Origin of the sequence: Winogradskyella pacifica (assembly GCF_013403915.1) — a bacterium.
Lineage (GTDB): Bacteria > Bacteroidota > Bacteroidia > Flavobacteriales > Flavobacteriaceae > Winogradskyella > Winogradskyella pacifica.
In genome coordinates this window covers 34,594-52,209 of sequence record NZ_JABFDI010000009.1, presented here as the reverse complement: position 1 = coordinate 52,209, position 17,616 = coordinate 34,594, and the positions used below count along the sequence as shown (strand labels likewise).

Genomic DNA, 17,616 nt, shown 5'->3' with positions numbered 1-17,616 from the left:
GTTAAGTTTTTTGTTAATTTGTTGCTACGTAGATAGGACCAGCGATTGGCTCTAATCCACTATTTTTTAGATTAATAATGTAATAATATGTACCAGTAGGAACTTTTCCAGAACTTCCAATTGAAGAACTGTGTGCTTCACCTCGCCAATCATTTAAGTAATTGTTAGATTTATAAATTTCTGCACCCCAACGATTAAATATTTGAAGCTCAATTACAAATCCACAATCTTCTATACCTGTAACTGTAAATGTTTCATTGTAAGCATCTCCGTTTGCAGTTACTGTTTTAGATATAACAACATCATCTTCACCACAAGCTAATACCACACAATCATCATCTAATGTAACGTTAACTTCTATATCCGCAGGACAAGCAGCATCTGCAATTGAGTACATAAAAGTATACTCGCCAACTTCAGCAGAAGATGGGTCAAATAAGCTGCCATTAACAGTAGCATTACCAGAAACAACACTCCATGTTCCATTTTCATTAAAGTCACCAGATAACAGGTCGAATAAATTAAATTCAGAATCTAGAATACAACGATTAGCATCTGTGGCTTGCATTGTATTGGTTAATTCTACTGTAACTGTTTGTGTAAATAAAGCTTCGTTTCCACAATCATCAATAACTGTCCATGTTCTTATAATATCATAGTTTTCTGAGTTATTGATTTGTGTTGATTCTTCGTTGAAGCTAACATCAATATCATTAGAACACGAATCTTCAAACACTAAACTTGGCACCTCAGGAATATTATCACACAAGACAGTTAAGGTCTCATCAAAAGCCGTAACAACAGTTGGTGCTGTAGTATCTTGTACGTTGATAAATTGCGTATGTACTGCGTCATTACCACAATCATCTGTAGTAGTCCATGTACGTTCAATAATGTAATATCCCATACAAGAACCATTAGTTATTTCCTCAGAGAAAGTAACTTCTGCAGTTCCACAGTTATCAGTTGCAGTTAATGTTTCAGCTGTAGGTACAGCGTCACATTCTGCATCTATATCTACCGGTAGAGTTTCATTAAAAGTTGGTGCAGTGGTATCTTGAACTGTAATCGTTTGAACAAATGTTGTGGTATTATCACATTCATCGGTTAAAGACCATGTTCTCGTAATAATAGATGAGCTTGGGCAAGAGCCATCAGCGATACTATCAGTAAAAACAGCTTCAAGATTAGTAGCACAATTATCAGTTTCGTCCGTAACATCACCTGTTATAGATAGGTCTGTAACGTCTACATCACATTCAATAGTGATATCAGCAGGCACACTAAATGTTGGTGCAGTTGTATCTTGAACAGTAATGGTTTGTATATGTATGGTTGTATTATCACACTCATCGGCTAAAGTCCATGTTCTTGTAATAACTGACGCCCCAGGACAAGTACCTTCTTCAACACTATCTGTATAAGTAGCCTCAAGAACTTCAATACAATTATCTACCTCATCAGTAACATCACCAGTAATACTTAGGTTCGTAGCGTCATCAGCACATTGAATAGTAATATCTGCAGGCACCGTAAAGGTTGGTGCGGTTGTATCTTGAATCCATATCGTTTGGTCCTTAGATGTTGTATTGCCACAAGCATCTGTTACAGACCAAGTTCTAGTTATGCTTGAAGCGGTAGCACAGATTCCAGCGGTATAAATATCGGTATAAGAAGCAACAAGATCATTAGAACAATTGTCAGATATGTTTGTCGCGTCACCCGTAGTTTGAGGAAGAGTCCCTTCATCACATTCAATAGTAAAATCTTCAGGTACAGTAAATGTCGGAGCAATGTTATCGTTTAGTGTAATAATCTGTGTACACTCTGTACTATTTAAAACTGTAGTTTCATTGTTATCGCGTACTCCATTACCGTTGGTATCTTCATAAGAAGTAACAGTATAAGTACGTGTAATGGTTTGGTTACAAGTATTTTGGTTAGCGCTATTTTGAGCTGTAATTTCTATTATACCACAAGCGTCATCACCGATAATCCCATCTGCGTTACCTAATGCTTCAAATTCCTCAATAGAATAAGTAGTTTCAGTAGGTAGCTCTCCGTAGCAAGCTACAGTAGTCTCTTCGAAAGTAGGGCAGCTTACAATAAATTCACAACAAATAGCAGCTTCACCTGATAATGTAATGGTATTACAAGAATTTTCATCTTGAATATCTACATTATAAGGTTGGTCAGCAGGAATTGCATCTGATGTCCAAGTAAAAGTATCATTAACATTTGCGACCCAAGTACCAGGTTGTCCAATACCGATAGCAGTAAAAGGAGCAGAACCTGTAAATGTAGCAACGATTGTATATGTCATATTATCATCTGAACATAATGTTACTTCTGTAGTTTCTAAAGTAACATCAGCGTTAATGCTTACTATTACCGCCAAACGTTCTAAGCTTTCACAACCTTCGGCAGAAGTTTGAGTAGCATAATAGGTGTTTCCATCTATTAAAGCTTCAGTAGCATCGATCGGGGATGTTTCCGTTTCAGTTGCATACCATTGAATTGTTTCACCTGTCACATTTAAGTCTGCAACTGTTGGGTTACTAGATTCGCAAAATTCTTGACTTGCATCTCCTGTAGGAGCATCAGTTGTATTTAAACTAACAGTTATAGTTGCTGGCATAGATGGTGTTCCTATAATATCTGTAATAATATAATCTACAGAAGTTCCGGAAAAACCTGATACTGCTTCAAATGATACGACACCATCAACACTTACGGTAAATGTTCCTTGACCAGGAATTGTAACTGTACTAGTTGGTAATGATGTTATAGGATCAATAAATTGTACGCCCGTTATATCCAAATTATAAGTTCCTGCAGAATCATTGTCTAAAACATTAATTTCTATTTCTGCTGCTATTTCATCAGAAGTAACACAGATAGAATCACTAACTGTAACAGGAGCAATTAACTGAGAAGGACAACGCGCTCCGTCTCCAGGTTCAATATCAATTAAATCACCATGATTCGTGGCTACTAAATTCCCAGTATGAGGTAAAGCTATTCTATAAATATTTCCTGAAGCATTGTTGGCAATGTACATGTTTCCAAGTGCATCCATATAAGCTGTTCCAAAAGCGTTGGTTGTTTCTGAACTTAAACCCGTTACTAAACCAAGATCATCTATAGTATTACTAGTAACATTAAAGCGTAATAACTTTCTATTACTTGTACTTGTTACCATATATATGTTACCGTCTGCAGGGCTAACTACGATGTCATTAACAGAAACAGGATAATTTAATAACGTAGTTGATGTTAAATAGTTTGGACTAGATGGGTTTAAATCAATAGCAACGAATTTGCTCTCACCATGTAGAAATAAAGTGCCATTTGCATTGATATCACCAGAACTGTAATCTCCAACAGTAAATGGTCCTACAATAGGTAGAAATTCTACATTAGCTGAGGCATCAATTTTTACGATGTTATTAGTGTTTTGTTGTATTCCATAAATATTATTGTCTAATACATTGTAACCAATTCCATTAACAAATTGAGATGTAGAAGCATCTGTTATTAACGGTGCCTTTATTAAGGTTTGTGCATGTGTTGCTAAATCATAAGAGTATAATCCGGAAATAAAATCACCTTCACCGTTTCTTTCGTTAACAATAATATAAGCAAAACCATCGTCACAATCAAAAGGAGTATTTAAGCATTCAGCTGGAGACGCTCCAGTTAAAGTAAGTGAACCACAATTGTCTTGAATAGTAACATTGTAAGTTTCAATTATACTTTCAATAGGACTAGATACCCAAGTAGTTGTGCCGTCGTTATTATCTGTAAAAATACCTGGTTGTCCATCACCAGAAGCTGTAAATGGTGCCGTACCTGTATAGGTCGCTTCAATAGTGTATAAAGTACCATGTACAACTGTACAACTTGTTTCCTCTGGCGCAACTAAAGCGATTTCAGCACTGTAATTAACAATAACTGCTAATCTCTCGGTACTTTCACATCCTGTTGTACTTGTTTGAGATGCATAATAGATATCTCCATCGCTTAACGTTGCATCTGAATTTAATGGGGTAGTGCTATTTGCATCAGCATACCAAATGATGTTATTTCCAGTAGCATCTAAGTCTGCTATCGTAGCATTTTCATCTTCACAAAATTCTTGTGTCGTTGCTCCTGTTGGTGCTGCAGTATCGTTTAAATTAATAGTTATAACCCCTGGCGTAGACGTAAAACCTATAACATCTAAAATTGTATATTCAATAGAGACACCTGTAAAGCTAGCTAAAGCTTCAAATGTAACGTCTCCATTCGATCCTAATGTAAAAGTACCCTGACCAGAAATTGTTACACTATTTGCCGGTAACGAAGTGTTAGGGTCGATGAGTTGTACAGAATTTGGATCAATTGCGTATGTACCTTCAGAGTCATTTTCAGCGACATTAAGCGTAATATTACTAATATCAGAAGTCACACAAATATCATCAGCAATAGCAATTGGTTTAGTTGGTTGTGAAGGGCAACGTGCACCATCACCCGGACTAACGCCTGGTAAATTACTATAGAAAGTTGCAGTTGTTCCACCTAAGTGAGGTGTTGCTATTTTATACGTATTACCTGATGAATTATTTGCAACATACATATTCCCTAGGGCATCCATGTAAGCAGTTCCAAATGAATTAGAAGATTCAGATTGTAGCCCTGAGACATTACCTAAATTTGTAATGGTATTAGTTACGGGATCAAATTCATATAATGATCTTGAACCTGAACTTGTTAACATATATAACTTGTTATTAACAGGGCTAAACGCCATATCATTAACAGAGTTAGAATGTTGTAAAACAGTGTTAGCTACTAAGTAATCTGAACTAGTTGGATTTAAGTTAATAGCTACAAATTTGTTGTTCCCATATACATATAAAATTCCATTCTCGTCGATATCTCCAGAGGCATAATTAGTGCCTGTAAAACCTGTAGTATCTAATAATTCTATATCACCGTTACGATCAATTTTAACAACTTTACTACTACCACTTAGTATACCATATAAGTAATTATCAACTATATTGTATCCAATGGCATTAATAAATTGAGACGTGTTAGTTTCAGCAATTATAGGATCCTTAATTAAGGCTAATGTATTTGTAGATAAATCAAATGAGTATAAGCCCGTAACGTTACCGTTAGGACTTGAAACATTTGTTAGAATATATCCAAAACCATCATCACAATTAAAAGCAACATTGGCCTGCCCTATGCTTGCCTTTTGTAAATCCGTATAATTTGAAGACTTATGAAGAGGAAAGGCCTCTTCATTGGAACTAAAAATTTCTGAAGGAACTTGCTGGGTTTTGAGTCCTTTATTATTAGTTGTCTTTAGTGTTTGACCAAAAGAATAAAAATTGACCACAACTAGAGTCATGATAAACACCAAACTCATTAGAGGTTTACGTGGTGTTTTAGATTTGGGATAGTATAAATGTTTCATCTTAAGCTTTTTTAAGTTAATCAGGTTATGATTGCTTTAAAATATGATTGTGAGTTATATAGGTTGTAATGTTGTTTTGAAAATAGAGTGGTGCGTAGTTTTGGTCGATGTTAATTCTTTTATTTAAGTAACTGAGATTTTCCGTTGTAGCAACTAGAGTCGAATTAAAACAGATTGTCGCTACATCATGGTCAGTAGTAGTACTAACCGCAGACAGACTGAAGTCTAGTTTACTCGATGATGAAAATCCTGACGCAATAAACATTATAGGTAAAATTATTTTCATATTTATAATTGATTAACAAATTTTATGGTCGCTTAGCGATGTCTTTTTTTTTTGATAATGTAATACATCAATTATTTATTAAACATATATTATTATGTTCAATTGGGCAATCAAAATATTTAGAGGGAAGGGATTTTGGTGGTTAAATACCAAAGCATGGATTTATTAATATAGTTTTTAATTTGGGGTGTTTTACATTAATTTTACATAGCAAATTAACCTATAACTAAATTCATAGGCAAATAATAAAGTTAAAGCGGCAATATACTCGTCAAAACGGACATATGCAACGTTTTGTCGAAAATAATTACACTTAATCGATAAAGTATGAAAACGATTACACTAGTTAGACACGGTAAATCATCATGGGAATACGATGTTATAGATTACGATAGGCCTTTAAAACAAAGAGGTATTGAGGATTCTAAGTTGGTAGCTAAGGAGCTCTATATCAAAGATTGTGTTCCCAATATTATATTTTCAAGTCCAGCAAATAGAGCATTAAGTACGTGTAAAGTCTTCATGAAATCTTTAAAAATACCTGAAAATCATATAATTGTAAATGAAGATTTGTATGATTTTGATGGGAGAAATGTAATTAATTTCATAAAAAACTTACCGAATGACTTAAAAGAGGTTATGATTTTCGGTCACAATCATGCTTTCACGTCAATTTCTAATATATTTGGGGATACATTTATAGATAATCTTCCTACAAGTGGTTTAGTTAAAATTAATTTTGATATTGAAGATTGGAAAGACCTGAAACAAGGAACTACAGAGTATATTATAATTCCAAAGGATTTAAGAGAATGACAAAAGATAAAAACATTTATATAAATAGAGAGTTAAGTTGGTTAAAGTTTAATGAGCGTGTTTTGCAAGAAGCTGCAGACAAAGATGTGCCACTCATTGAGCGGTTACGATTTTTAGGTATTTTCTCTAATAATTTAGATGAGTTTTTTAAAGTTAGATATGCTACAGTTAAGCGTATTTACGAAGCAGGAAAAGGTGGTAAATCAGAATTAGGCGGTATTAAGGCAGGTGATCTTTTAGAAGAAATAACTAAAATTGTTATTAAGCAACAAAGTTATAGTTTAGAGATTTTAGATGAGATTGATATAGAGCTTCAAAATGAAAATATTTATGTCATAAATGAAACAGAAATTGATGACGATCATCACGAGTTTATCAAAAATTACTTTTATCAAGAAATAAGTCCAGCATTAGTAGTCATAATGCTTAACGAGGATGTTGCTCTGCCTGAACTTATGGATATTTCAGCTTATTTAACGGTAAAAATGTCTAGCAAAGAAAACAAAGATCAAGTGGCATTGATTGAGATTTCTACAGCAATGGATCGTTTTGTAGTGCTACCAAGTAAAAACGGTAGTAACTATATTATTATGGTCGATGATATTTTAAGGTATTGTTTAGATGATATTTTTAACATCTTTAAATATGACAGTATCAGTGCTCATATGATTAAGATTACTAGAGATGGTGAACTAGATTTTGATAGCGATTTGAGTAAAAGTTTTATTGATAAGCTTTCAGAAAGTGTTAAAGATAGACAAAGTGGTGCTCCTGTACGTTTTGTGTACGACATGAATATCGAACAGAAAACGCTAAATCTGCTTCTCAAATTAATGTCTATCGATGAAAAAGAGAGTCTTATTCCTGGTGGTAGATATCATAATCGTAGAGATTATATGAGCTTTCCGAGCTTGGGGAGAACGGATTTGCTTTACGCAAAGATTAAACCACTACCTGTAAAAGGATTAAGTCTAGAAGAGAGTATTTTTAAAACTATTGCTAAAAAGGATTATTTGGTTTATACGCCTTATCATACCTTTTCTTATATCGTTAAGTTTTTAAGAGAAGCAGCTTTAGATCCAAAAGTAAAAACCATAAAAATTACGATTTATAGATTAGCTCAAATATCTCATGTTGCTAGTTCTTTAATTAATGCGGCAAAAAATGGGAAAAAGGTTACCGTGTCAATAGAGCTTAGAGCTCGTTTTGATGAAGCAGCAAATATTACTTATGCTGAACAAATGCAAGATGAAGGTATTAAGATGTTCTTTGGTGTTACGGGCTTAAAAGTACATTGTAAAATGTGTGTTATTGAACGCGAAGAAGACTATAAATTAGTAAGATATGGTTTTATAAGTACAGGTAACTTTAATGAATCTACGGCTAAAATTTACACGGATTTTACCTTAATGACTGCAAGTCCAAAAATATTAAAGGAGGTCAATAAAGTGTTCGACTTTTTTGAAGTTAATTATAAAATCAATAGATATAAACATCTCATTACGTCACCACATTATACGAAGTCTAAATTATTTGGTTTAATTGATAAAGAAATAGAAAGTGCCAAAAATGGCAAGCCTGCTTATATTAAACTTAAGATGAATAGCATAAGTAGCTATAAAATGATAGATAAGTTATATGAAGCGAGTAGAGCAGGAGTAAAAATACAAATGATTGTACGAGGAATTTGCTGTCTGGTACCTGGAGTTAAAGGTATGAGTGAAAATATTGAAATTATTAGTATCGTTGATAAATTCTTAGAACACACACGTCTGTATATTTTTTCGAACCAAAACGATCCTAAAATTTACATTTCTTCAGCAGATTGGATGACTAGAAATATTGATAATAGGGTGGAAGTCAGTTGCCCAATCTATGATGAAGATATAAAAGTAGAGTTAAAACACTTGTTTGATATTTGTTGGAATGATAATGTAAAAGCAAGGATTATCAACGAAAATCAAGATAATACCTATCGAAGAAATGACAATCCTAAGGTAAGAGCACAATTTGATACGTATAAGTATTACTTAAATAATTTAGAAGGATAATTATGTTGAAGATACAGAAGTTTGCAGCTATTGATATTGGATCGAATGCCGTAAGGTTATTAATTTCTAATATCATAGAACAAGATGATGAACCCACAATTTTTAAAAAAAACTCATTAGTTCGTGTGCCTATTAGATTAGGTGCAGATGTATTTCTTAAAGGTGAAATTTCAGAATATAACCAAGAACGAATGATAGATACCATGAAAGCTTTTAGTCTTATTATAAAATCTCATGGAGTGACGCGTTACAAAGCATGTGCAACATCGGCGATGAGAGAAGCTAAAAACAGTGCTCCTTTATCTGAAAAAATACTTGAAACGTGCGGTATCAGTATAGAAACTATTGATGGGGAAGAAGAGGCTGCTATAATTGCTGCAACCGACTTACAATCTTTTATAAACCCTAATAGAACCTATCTTTATGTCGATGTTGGTGGTGGTAGTACAGAGTTTTCAATCATTCACAATGGTGATAAAAAAATGTCTAAATCGTTTAAAATCGGAACTGTAAGATTACTAAACGATATTGTAAAGAGTGAAACCTGGCAAGAAGTAGAACATTGGATAAAAGAAAATACTAAACAATACGATAAAATAGAATTGATAGGGTCTGGTGGTAACATCAACAAGATTTTTAAAATATCGGGAAAAGATGTCGGTAAGCCATTAACCTATTTCTATTTAACAAGTTATTATAAAATGCTTCAGAACTATTCATACGAGGAACGTATAACAAAGTTAAATCTAAATCAAGATAGAGCAGATGTTATAATTCCGGCAACCCGAATATACCTGTCTGCTATGAAATGGAGTGGAGCAAAAGATATATATGTGCCAAAAATAGGACTTTCAGATGGTATCATAAAGAGCATGTATTATGAAACGGTATCGAGTGTTATAGTCTAGTTTTTAGGGATATTCATCCATTTGTCCGATTTTTCTCTATATAGACCTATTAATTGATCTGAAATTATTATTTAATTTATCTTCGTAATCTCAAATTGAAAATTATGAAAAAATACGTAGTTGCTTTATTGTTTGTTGCTTTTACATCTGTAGGAATGTCTCAAGATATTTTATATGGTGTTAGAGGAGCGTTAAATGTCTCTAATTTAGACTTTGAACCTGACGCTGATTTTGAAAACGAACACAGAAATGGTTTTGCCTTTGCTGGTTTTGCCGATTTTAGTTTGTCAGATAATTTGTCATTATTAACAGAATTACAATGGTCTGCTGAAGGTGCGAAAGAAAGAAACCTTAGAGCTGATTATCTTAAATTACCTATACTTCTTAGGTTTTCAATATCAGATAATCTTTTGTTAGGTGTTGGTCCTCAAATCGCTTTAAAGACGTGGGAATATGAAGATAGCTTTTCTACGTTTGTGTTTTCTGGAGTTGCTGGTGTTGAATATATGATTACAGACGAGCTATTCCTAGATGCAAGATATTATTACGGCATAACCAATATCTTAGATGAAGATTTAACAGATGTTGAAGCTAAAAATCACGTGATCCAATTTGGTTTTGGAATCAAAATGTAAAATACTGAACTTATAATACTGAAAAAGCCTTAACACATGTTAAGGCTTTTTTGTTATCTTAAAAATAAAATGGATTATCCATGAATAGTTTCCTTGTTTCCTAAGTTACTCATAATATCAGCTTCAAAATTGAGAAGTGCTTCCCATTTTTGGTCAACGTCTTTACGATCTCCATACTTTCTAGCAAAATTTAAAAACATTGTGTAATGACCAGCTTCGCTAATCATAAGCTTTTTATAAAACTTGGCTAGTTTTTTATCTTCTAATTCTTCAGATAATAATCTAAAACGCTCACAGCTTCGTGCTTCTATTAGCGCTGCATATAATAATCTGTGGACTAATTGCGTCGTTCTGCTTCCACCTTTTGGAAAAAACGTAATTAGAGAAATCACATAATCATCTTTACGATCTCTTCCAAGTGTCCAGCCGTTTTCTAATATTAAATCGTGTACCATTTTAAAATGGCTCATTTCTTCGTTGACGAGTTCTACCATTTCTTGTACGAGTTCTGTGTATTCTGGGAAACCGACAATTAATGAAATCGCTGTACTTGCAGCCTTTTGCTCGCAATAGGCATGGTCTACTAAAATATCTTCAATATTCTTTTCAACGATATTAACCCATCTTGGATCGGTTGGTAATTTTAGTCCTAACATAATTATTTAACTTCAACTTGAACAATATTCGACTTTCCGTTTTTATTTATAAACAAGGTATGCAAAGCGTATTTATCAGATTCAGGAATAGCATGCATAATATCTATTAAGACCATATTTATATAGGTAGGGTCGTCGTTAACTTGTATAGATTTTAAAACCGCCAAAGTATCAAAATTATATAAATCAGAGCCGGCAACTAAATTGGCATTGTAATTAAAGTCTTTATTTACTTTTTTCTTGTCAAAGCTCTCATTGTAAATTAGTTTGTTGTCTTTAGTAACACTAACATCAAACTTGAAATTTCTATAGTGAGTTTGATGATTAATAGTGTCTTTTATCTTAGAAAAACGAACGGCATTAGACATGTCAGAATAGGTCTTTATCTTTACACGAAAACCATTACTCATTAAGGTGTCAATTTCTTGTTCTAAATAGGTTTCAGGGATATAAACATTGGTTTCAAAATTCACTGTTTTTTTGAATTCTGCAATGCTTTCAGATAGAGCCTGGCTTTGCGTTTTTCTGCCTTCACAGCTTGTGAAACCAATTATTGTAATGATTAAAAATGTGAGTAAATGTTTCATCTCATTAAATTTTTAAAAAATAGCTTATTTTTTATTTCTTTCTCTGATGGTTAAAACCATGGAAATAATAATTAAAACACTTGATAACGTTGACATCCAAAAACCTCGATCAAATTTTTCTGAGAATATGAAATTGGCAACCATTAAAATAGCACTAGCGATAATAACAATTAAAGGTAGGTTTTTTTTATTCATCTTATTATTTTTTAATGATTCCTAATATCAAAAATAATAATCAATTAGGTTAAAGTGAATAAATCACTAATATTAAGTTATATATCTAACCCAAACATCTGTCGTAACACTTCAATGTTCGGATTCTTTTCTTTAAGCTTTTCGTATTTCTCTATTGGTGTAAAGGCATATTTCTTAGCAACCTCCTCATTAACTGTGATATCTAATTTAAGATCATAATTAAGAAGTTTTTTCTTCAAAAAAGCCATTAAAGGAAACTCAGCACGTTCTAATTCAATCTTATTTGTGTTATTAGAATAAGTTAAATAAAGTGTAGTGCCTTCTAGTTTAGGGTGATCCATTTGTAAAATAGACGCCATAATTTTTTCACCTTTCTTGTCCATCTGATCGGTGTAAAGTTTCCATGCTTCACTTAAAGCTTCTTGTGTTACGGGCTCTTTAGGAAGGTTTTCTTCATCAATAACCACTTCCATTTGGCGTAATTGATGCTCCTTCTTTTCTCTAATACTTTTTAAAGATAACCCTGAAGTTGACTTTTTAGGCTGATTTATAGATATTTTAGGAATAGCTACAGGTTCTGCCACTACAGAAACCGGTTCTTTCTTTGCTACGATTGGTTTTGTGGCAACAGGATTTTCAGATGGTTTCACATCCGTTTTGGGTTTCGTAACAGGAATAGGTGTAATGCCTCTCGCTTTAAAATACGAAGGAGGAATTATGAAGTGCTTAAGATTTTTTTTTTCTCCATCAAAAGTGATAGAGGCAAGTTGCATAAGTGTTAACTCAACGAGTAAACGTTGATTTTTACTAGTCTTATATTTTAAATCGCAGTCATTGGCTAACCGAATCCCTTCCATTAGAAAAGTATGTGTCGTTTTCTGCGACTGTTCCATATATTTTAGACTGGTATCTTCACCAACTTCTAACAACGGAATAGTTGCAGGATTTTTACAAACCATTAAATCTCTAAAGTGAGACGCTAAACCAGCGATATAATGATGACCGTCAAATCCTTTAGAAAGGATGGTATTGAATTGTATCAGTAAATCTGGAATTTTATTTTGTAAGATAAAATCAGTACTTGTAAAATAGGTTTCGTAATCGAGAACATTTAAATTCTCAGTAACGGCTTGTCTCGTTAAGTTTTTACCCGAGAAACTTACGACACGATCAAAAATCGATAAGGCATCACGCATGGCACCATCCGCTTTTTGAGCAATAATATGAAGCGCATCATCTTCGGCATCAATACCTTGTTCTTTCGCTATATATTTTAGGTAATTCTTAGCGTCGGTAACGGTAATACGTTTAAAATCGAAAATCTGACAACGCGATAAGATGGTCGGAATGATTTTATGTTTTTCAGTCGTTGCTAAAATGAAAATACAATGCTTTGGTGGCTCTTCTAAAGTCTTCAAAAAGGCATTAAAGGCAGCTTGAGATAACATGTGTACCTCATCAATAATATATACTTTGTATTTTCCAACTTGCGGAGGAATACGAACTTGATCTGTTAAACTTCTAATATCATCTACTGAGTTGTTAGAAGCGGCATCTAATTCAAAAATATTAAAAGCAAAATCTTCATCTTCACTTGTATTGCCATCACTATTTATCATTTTAGCTAAAATACGAGCACATGTTGTTTTACCAACTCCACGAGGACCTGTAAATAATAAAGCTTGGGCTAAGTGATTGTTTTCAATGGCATTGAGTAATGTGTTTGTAATAGCCTGCTGACCCACAACATCCTTAAAGGTTTGTGGTCTGTATTTACGAGCCGATACTACAAAGTGTTCCATTAAAAATTTACTGAATTACAAATTTAAGAATAACCTTTAAATAGGCGATTGTTAGTGTCAAAATTTAACATGAGTTATTAACAATTTGTGTACTTTTGCGCCAAGTAGATCGCCTTATCGATTCTAAATTTATTTAGGGTAGGAAAGTCCGAACACCATAGTGCAATCATAGTGGTTAACAGCCATCCATCGTAAGGTGAGGAAAAGTGCAACAGAAAGTATGTACAGGTAATGCTGTAGTGAAACCAGGTAAACTCTATGTGGTGCAATGTCATGTATACTAACGTTTGAGCGTACACGCGCGATTGTTAGAGGGTAGGCAGCTAAAGTTTGCTGGCAACAGTAAACGTAGATAAATGATAAGGGCTTTTCTTTATTAGGAATTCATTTCCTATAAAGAAAATGTACAGAATTCGGCTTATAGATTTACTTAAATAAACAAGCTTCATGTTTTAACATGAAGCTTTGTTTTTATATCGTTTCTTTGTGAATTAGCTTTTAGCTGTATAATCGAAAAAACTAAACATATTACCACCATAGCCTTTGGAATGTGAGTAATGTTCTAGCTGACTTAAGTCGGTATGTTTAGAATGCTCTACAACCAATACTCCTTCGTCTTCTAATAGTTCATTCTTAAAAACTAATTCCGGAATTTTAGAAAAAGCGTCCAATTCAAAGTCATAAGGCGGATCGGCAAAAATAATACTATGCTTTTGTTTCGATTTTTCAAGAAATTTAAAAACATCACTTTTAATAGTGCTGATCGTCATTTCAAAAGCTTCAGCGGTTTCGTTTATAAATTTGATACAACCGAAATTTTCATCAACAGCTGTAATGTGCTCAGTACCTCTTGATGCAAATTCATAGCTTATGTTTCCTGTTCCAGAAAACAGATCCAAGACCGAAATATCATCAAAATAATACTGATTATTTAAAATATTAAATAGCGCTTCCTTTGCCATGTCAGTTGTGGGTCTAACAGGTAATTTTTTAGGAGCTGTAATACGTCTGCCTTTAAACAATCCGGAAATAATGCGCATTAAAAGGAATTTAAGATTAAAAAATGTTTGTGTAAATAGCGTCTGTCGATATCATTAGAAATTGAAAACTTGTATTTTTTTTCAACAAAATTAACATGTCTTACGTAAGTGAAAAGTACAGTGTATAAGTCATCATTCTTTTCTACTTTGCCGCTTAATTCAATAGTTGTCGTTTCTACATCTAGTTTTAATTGTTCAAACACAAATAAAATATAGTAGATAAAATCTTCTTTACTGTGGTATTCAAAAACATTAAAGAGTTGCAGCTTGTTTTTCTCAATGACTAAGACTTCAACAGTGCTTTTATTGATGTTAAGATAAACTATTGGTTCATCTTTGGTTTCAATATTTTGTAAGTGCGAATCTATTAGGATACTTGATGAGTGCTTGTAAACAAATTCACCAAACGTATCAAAGATATAATTATTGATATTTACATAAGGAACATAAACATTTACAGTTTTATTAATAGAGATGTCATCTTCTGTAATAAAATCGTTTCTCAATATTTTTGAGTTGAATTTTAAATAGTCGGCCTTATGTTCAACATTATATAATTCTTCAGGAACTAATGTCGCTAACTCATTTTGATGAATGACTAAAACAGCATTAAAATCTTCTGAAAAAGCAGTGTTGCTACTCAATTCTGCTTTTAAATGATTGAGAACTTCTACAGGAGTTGTTTTCTGCTCAAACGGAATGGTTTTGAGAAACTCAATAGTATTTAGAGTTCTATTTAGAATACAAAAAGAAAGCCCATTCAAATTAATTTGAATGGACAGTTCTTTAATATCGTTTATTTTCAAACTATTCTTTATTTGTGTAGCTCTTTGGCCAGTTTCCTTTGGTAAATACCTCGGTCATAGATCCTACTTTTAAGGTTGGTCCGTTAACACCATCTACAGACATTACTTGATTTTCTTTTTGAATTAAGTAAGGCTCTTGGTCATTTAAGATAACAGATTTTTCTACACTTGCTTCAAATACAGAAAATTCATCTAATTTACCTGCTTTAAGTGTGAATTTAGCTCCTTCTTTACCAATACCAACATCCATCATCTTTTTGTAACGATCGCTACCTTTAAATAACGAGTCTTTAACAGAGTAAAAACTTAAGGTATCAATTAAAGTTAGTGTTTTCATAGTTTCTACACCACCAAATGCTTTTGTCTTTTCTTCATCTAAGACTAAAGTATCACGTCTTTGTGTAATTGGCACTTTTCCAGTTTCAACGAAACCGATTAATTTATCAAAGCTATCTGTGTAAGTTCCGTTAACATCTTTATATGCTAATTGTGCATCTCTAATATCAATTAAACGATCAATAACTACAGCAAATCGCTTTTGTTTTAATTCGTTAAATTCTATTTCTCTATAAACAGACATGTAAGTTATATAGCCTAAGAAAATAATTAAGACCCATAGTAATATATTGATTACTGGTTTTATTTTTTTTGGTACAAATTTGTCTATTAACCATACAATTCCAATGGTTAATGCTATAATAACTACAATTGCTATAATTACTTTCATATTAGTTTTTATTTATTTAGGTCTATCGCAAATCTACAATTTTTTTTTGTTCGTTAAAACTATCAAATTAAAAAAGATTAAAAATAACGAACTAATTGAAATATGCGCTTTAAAAAGAGAGAATAATACTATCTTGCTATATATTTATTTTCTCTATGATTTCTAATGCATCTGCATTCTATTCGCTACTAAAATCTAAATTTCCATTTACGCCAACTTCTAAGCAAGACATGGTGTTAATGCAATTGTCTCAGTTTATTTTTGATACTAATAAAAATTCAATTTACTTATTAAAAGGGTACGCAGGTACAGGTAAAACAAGTATAATTGGTACCATTGTTTCAAATTTGTGGCAAGCAAAAAAAAGTGCTGTTTTGTTAGCTCCGACAGGTAGAGCAGCTAAGGTTATTTCAAATTATTCAAAAAAAGAAGCCTTTACGATTCATAAAAAAATCTATTTCCCCAAAAAAGATAAAGGAGGAGGTGTCAATTTTGTAATGCAGCCAAATAAGCATCGCAATACTATTTTTATTGTAGATGAAGCTTCTATGATTCCGGATACTCCTTCGGATACAAAATCATTTGATAGCAGTTCTTTGCTCGATGATCTTATGCAATATGTATATTCTGGTCACGAATGTAAACTGTTATTAATAGGAGATAAAGCACAGTTACCTCCAGTAAAGTCTGATTTAAGTCCGGCGCTAGATGAAAATAAACTCAGTTTAAACTACAGTAAAGATGTTGTCGGAATTGAGCTAGATGAAGTTGTAAGACAAGAACAGGGCTCTGGGATTCTAAGTAATGCAACCGAGCTCAGAGCGGTTTTAGAATCTAATTTTTACGAGAGTTTTAAATTTGACCTCAATGGTTTTACAGATAGTGTACGTTTAATAGATGGTTATGAAATTATGGACGCTATTAACGATGCGTATAGTGCCGATGGTTACGAGGAAACGGCAATCATTGTAAGAAGCAACAAGCGTGCAAATGCCTATAACCAACAAATTAGACAACGTATTTTATTTAATGAGACTGAGCTGTCTGCAGGAGATTACCTAATGGTAGTTAAGAATAACTATTTTTGGTTGAAACCCACAAGTGAAGCTGGTTTTATTGCCAATGGTGATATTATTGAAGTCTTAGAGATTTTTAGCATCAAAGAATTATACGGTTTTAGATTTGCAGAAGTAAAGTTAAGAATGGTAGATTACCCCAATATGACTCCTTTTGAAACGGTACTACTATTAGATACCATAGATGTAGAAAGTGCCTCATTAAGTTACGAAGAATCTAACCGACTATACCAAGAAGTGTCTAAAGATTATGAAGGTGAAACAAAATATAAACGCTTTTTAGGAGTAAAGAACAATAAGTTTTTTAACGCTTTACAAGTCAAGTTTTCGTATGCTATAACTTGTCACAAATCACAAGGTGGTCAATGGAATACTATTTTTGTAGAACAACCCTATTTGCCAAATGGTATGGATAGAGATTACATTCGGTGGTTATATACTGCCATTACGAGAGCCAAAGAAAAACTTTATTTAATTGGATTTAAAGACGAAATGTTTGTAGAGAAAGAATGATTTTTTAGATTAAAAATCTAAAAATCTAAAAATCTAAAAATCTAGCTAATC

14 protein-coding genes and 1 other RNA gene are annotated in these 17,616 nt (G+C 32.8%); 6 read left to right on the top strand and 9 right to left on the bottom strand.

What is annotated here, in order from left to right; all coding sequences use genetic code 11:
* Window positions 1-13: 13 nt before the first annotated feature.
* Together HM984_RS09580 and HM984_RS09575 are read right to left on the bottom strand one after the other, a co-directional pair.
* Complete coding sequence (locus HM984_RS09580; RefSeq protein WP_179349007.1) at window positions 14-5,467, bottom strand: DUF6923 family protein; 5,454 nt, start codon at window positions 5,465-5,467, stop codon at window positions 14-16.
* 25 nt (window positions 5,468-5,492) lie between these two features.
* Window positions 5,493-5,753, bottom strand: coding sequence for a hypothetical protein (locus tag HM984_RS09575; RefSeq protein WP_147298323.1), 261 nt, complete (start codon window positions 5,751-5,753; stop codon window positions 5,493-5,495).
* Window positions 5,754-6,080: 327 nt separating this feature from the next.
* Here HM984_RS09575 and HM984_RS09570 point away from each other — a divergent pair, with 327 nt between their 5' ends.
* From HM984_RS09570 to HM984_RS09555, 4 genes are all read left to right on the top strand, one after another.
* Entirely contained in the window at window positions 6,081-6,569 is a 489-nt protein-coding gene (locus HM984_RS09570) for a SixA phosphatase family protein (protein ID WP_179349006.1), read from the top strand.
* Window positions 6,566-8,620: a polyphosphate kinase 1 gene (ppk1, locus tag HM984_RS09565; RefSeq protein ID WP_115808566.1), complete on the top strand. Its 2,055-nt coding sequence runs from the start codon at window positions 6,566-6,568 to the stop codon at window positions 8,618-8,620. The genes HM984_RS09570 and ppk1 overlap by 4 nt, the downstream gene beginning before the upstream one ends.
* A gap of 2 nt (window positions 8,621-8,622) precedes the next feature.
* Complete coding sequence (locus HM984_RS09560) at window positions 8,623-9,528, top strand: Ppx/GppA phosphatase family protein (protein WP_115808567.1); 906 nt, start codon at window positions 8,623-8,625, stop codon at window positions 9,526-9,528.
* A 104-nt stretch (window positions 9,529-9,632) separates the two neighbouring features.
* The gene (locus HM984_RS09555) at window positions 9,633-10,163 is read left to right on the top strand and encodes a porin family protein (protein WP_115808568.1); all 531 of its coding nucleotides are present in this window, start codon (window positions 9,633-9,635) and stop codon (window positions 10,161-10,163) included.
* 74 nt (window positions 10,164-10,237) lie between these two features.
* On the opposite strand, the gene HM984_RS09550 is transcribed toward HM984_RS09555, so the two are convergent.
* The 4 genes from HM984_RS09550 to dnaX all read right to left on the bottom strand — a co-directional run bounded on the left by HM984_RS09550 (window position 10,238) and on the right by dnaX (window position 13,403).
* On the bottom strand, window positions 10,238-10,819 hold the full coding sequence (locus tag HM984_RS09550; protein ID WP_179349005.1) for a MiaE family protein: 582 nt from the start codon (window positions 10,817-10,819) through the stop codon (window positions 10,238-10,240).
* Between the two features lie 2 nt (window positions 10,820-10,821).
* On the bottom strand, window positions 10,822-11,406 hold the full coding sequence (locus HM984_RS09545; RefSeq protein WP_179349004.1) for a hypothetical protein: 585 nt from the start codon (window positions 11,404-11,406) through the stop codon (window positions 10,822-10,824).
* Between the two features lie 24 nt (window positions 11,407-11,430).
* Window positions 11,431-11,601, bottom strand: a complete 171-nt coding sequence (locus tag HM984_RS09540; protein ID WP_179349003.1) for a hypothetical protein — start codon at window positions 11,599-11,601, stop codon at window positions 11,431-11,433.
* A gap of 77 nt (window positions 11,602-11,678) precedes the next feature.
* Entirely contained in the window at window positions 11,679-13,403 is a 1,725-nt protein-coding gene (gene dnaX, locus HM984_RS09535; RefSeq protein ID WP_179349002.1) for a DNA polymerase III subunit gamma/tau, read from the bottom strand.
* A 101-nt stretch (window positions 13,404-13,504) separates the two neighbouring features.
* On the opposite strand from dnaX, the gene rnpB reads away from it, so the two are divergent.
* Window positions 13,505-13,840, top strand: an RNA gene (gene rnpB, locus HM984_RS09530) — RNase P RNA component class A.
* A gap of 54 nt (window positions 13,841-13,894) precedes the next feature.
* Here the strand turns inward: rnpB and rsmD are convergent.
* The 3 genes from rsmD to HM984_RS09515 are packed head-to-tail and all read right to left on the bottom strand — an operon-like array spanning window position 13,895 to window position 15,976.
* On the bottom strand, window positions 13,895-14,443 hold the full coding sequence (gene rsmD / locus HM984_RS09525; protein WP_179349001.1) for a 16S rRNA (guanine(966)-N(2))-methyltransferase RsmD: 549 nt from the start codon (window positions 14,441-14,443) through the stop codon (window positions 13,895-13,897).
* Entirely contained in the window at window positions 14,443-15,249 is an 807-nt protein-coding gene (locus HM984_RS09520; RefSeq protein WP_115808573.1) for a DUF3822 family protein, read from the bottom strand. Before HM984_RS09520 ends, rsmD begins: the two co-directional genes overlap by 1 nt.
* Before the next feature lies 1 nt (window position 15,250).
* Window positions 15,251-15,976 carry a hypothetical protein gene (locus tag HM984_RS09515; protein WP_115808574.1) on the bottom strand — a complete coding sequence of 242 codons (726 nt, stop codon included), beginning with the start codon at window positions 15,974-15,976 and terminating at the stop codon, window positions 15,251-15,253.
* A 155-nt stretch (window positions 15,977-16,131) separates the two neighbouring features.
* Between HM984_RS09515 and HM984_RS09510 the strand changes: the two genes are divergently transcribed.
* Entirely contained in the window at window positions 16,132-17,565 is a 1,434-nt protein-coding gene (locus HM984_RS09510) for an ATP-dependent DNA helicase (protein ID WP_115808576.1), read from the top strand.
* Window positions 17,566-17,616 lie beyond the last annotated feature (51 nt).

What these genes read in the sequence shown, in the direction of transcription:
- ppk1 (WP_115808566.1), top strand. Translation starts at nt 6,566, where the DNA reads ATGACAAAAGATAAAAACATTTATATAAATAGAGAGTTAAGTTGGTTA.
- rsmD (WP_179349001.1), bottom strand. Translation starts at nt 14,443, where the DNA reads ATGCGCATTATTTCCGGATTGTTTAAAGGCAGACGTATTACAGCTCCT.
- HM984_RS09515 (WP_115808574.1), bottom strand. Translation starts at nt 15,976, where the DNA reads ATGAAAGTAATTATAGCAATTGTAGTTATTATAGCATTAACCATTGGA.
- HM984_RS09540 (WP_179349003.1), bottom strand. Translation starts at nt 11,601, where the DNA reads ATGAATAAAAAAAACCTACCTTTAATTGTTATTATCGCTAGTGCTATT.
- HM984_RS09550 (WP_179349005.1), bottom strand. Translation starts at nt 10,819, where the DNA reads ATGTTAGGACTAAAATTACCAACCGATCCAAGATGGGTTAATATCGTT.
- HM984_RS09510 (WP_115808576.1), top strand. Translation starts at nt 16,132, where the DNA reads ATGATTTCTAATGCATCTGCATTCTATTCGCTACTAAAATCTAAATTT.
- dnaX (WP_179349002.1), bottom strand. Translation starts at nt 13,403, where the DNA reads ATGGAACACTTTGTAGTATCGGCTCGTAAATACAGACCACAAACCTTT.
- HM984_RS09545 (WP_179349004.1), bottom strand. Translation starts at nt 11,406, where the DNA reads ATGAAACATTTACTCACATTTTTAATCATTACAATAATTGGTTTCACA.
- HM984_RS09560 (WP_115808567.1), top strand. Translation starts at nt 8,623, where the DNA reads ATGTTGAAGATACAGAAGTTTGCAGCTATTGATATTGGATCGAATGCC.
- HM984_RS09575 (WP_147298323.1), bottom strand. Translation starts at nt 5,753, where the DNA reads ATGAAAATAATTTTACCTATAATGTTTATTGCGTCAGGATTTTCATCA.
- HM984_RS09555 (WP_115808568.1), top strand. Translation starts at nt 9,633, where the DNA reads ATGAAAAAATACGTAGTTGCTTTATTGTTTGTTGCTTTTACATCTGTA.
- HM984_RS09570 (WP_179349006.1), top strand. Translation starts at nt 6,081, where the DNA reads ATGAAAACGATTACACTAGTTAGACACGGTAAATCATCATGGGAATAC.
- HM984_RS09580 (WP_179349007.1), bottom strand. Translation starts at nt 5,467, where the DNA reads ATGAAACATTTATACTATCCCAAATCTAAAACACCACGTAAACCTCTA.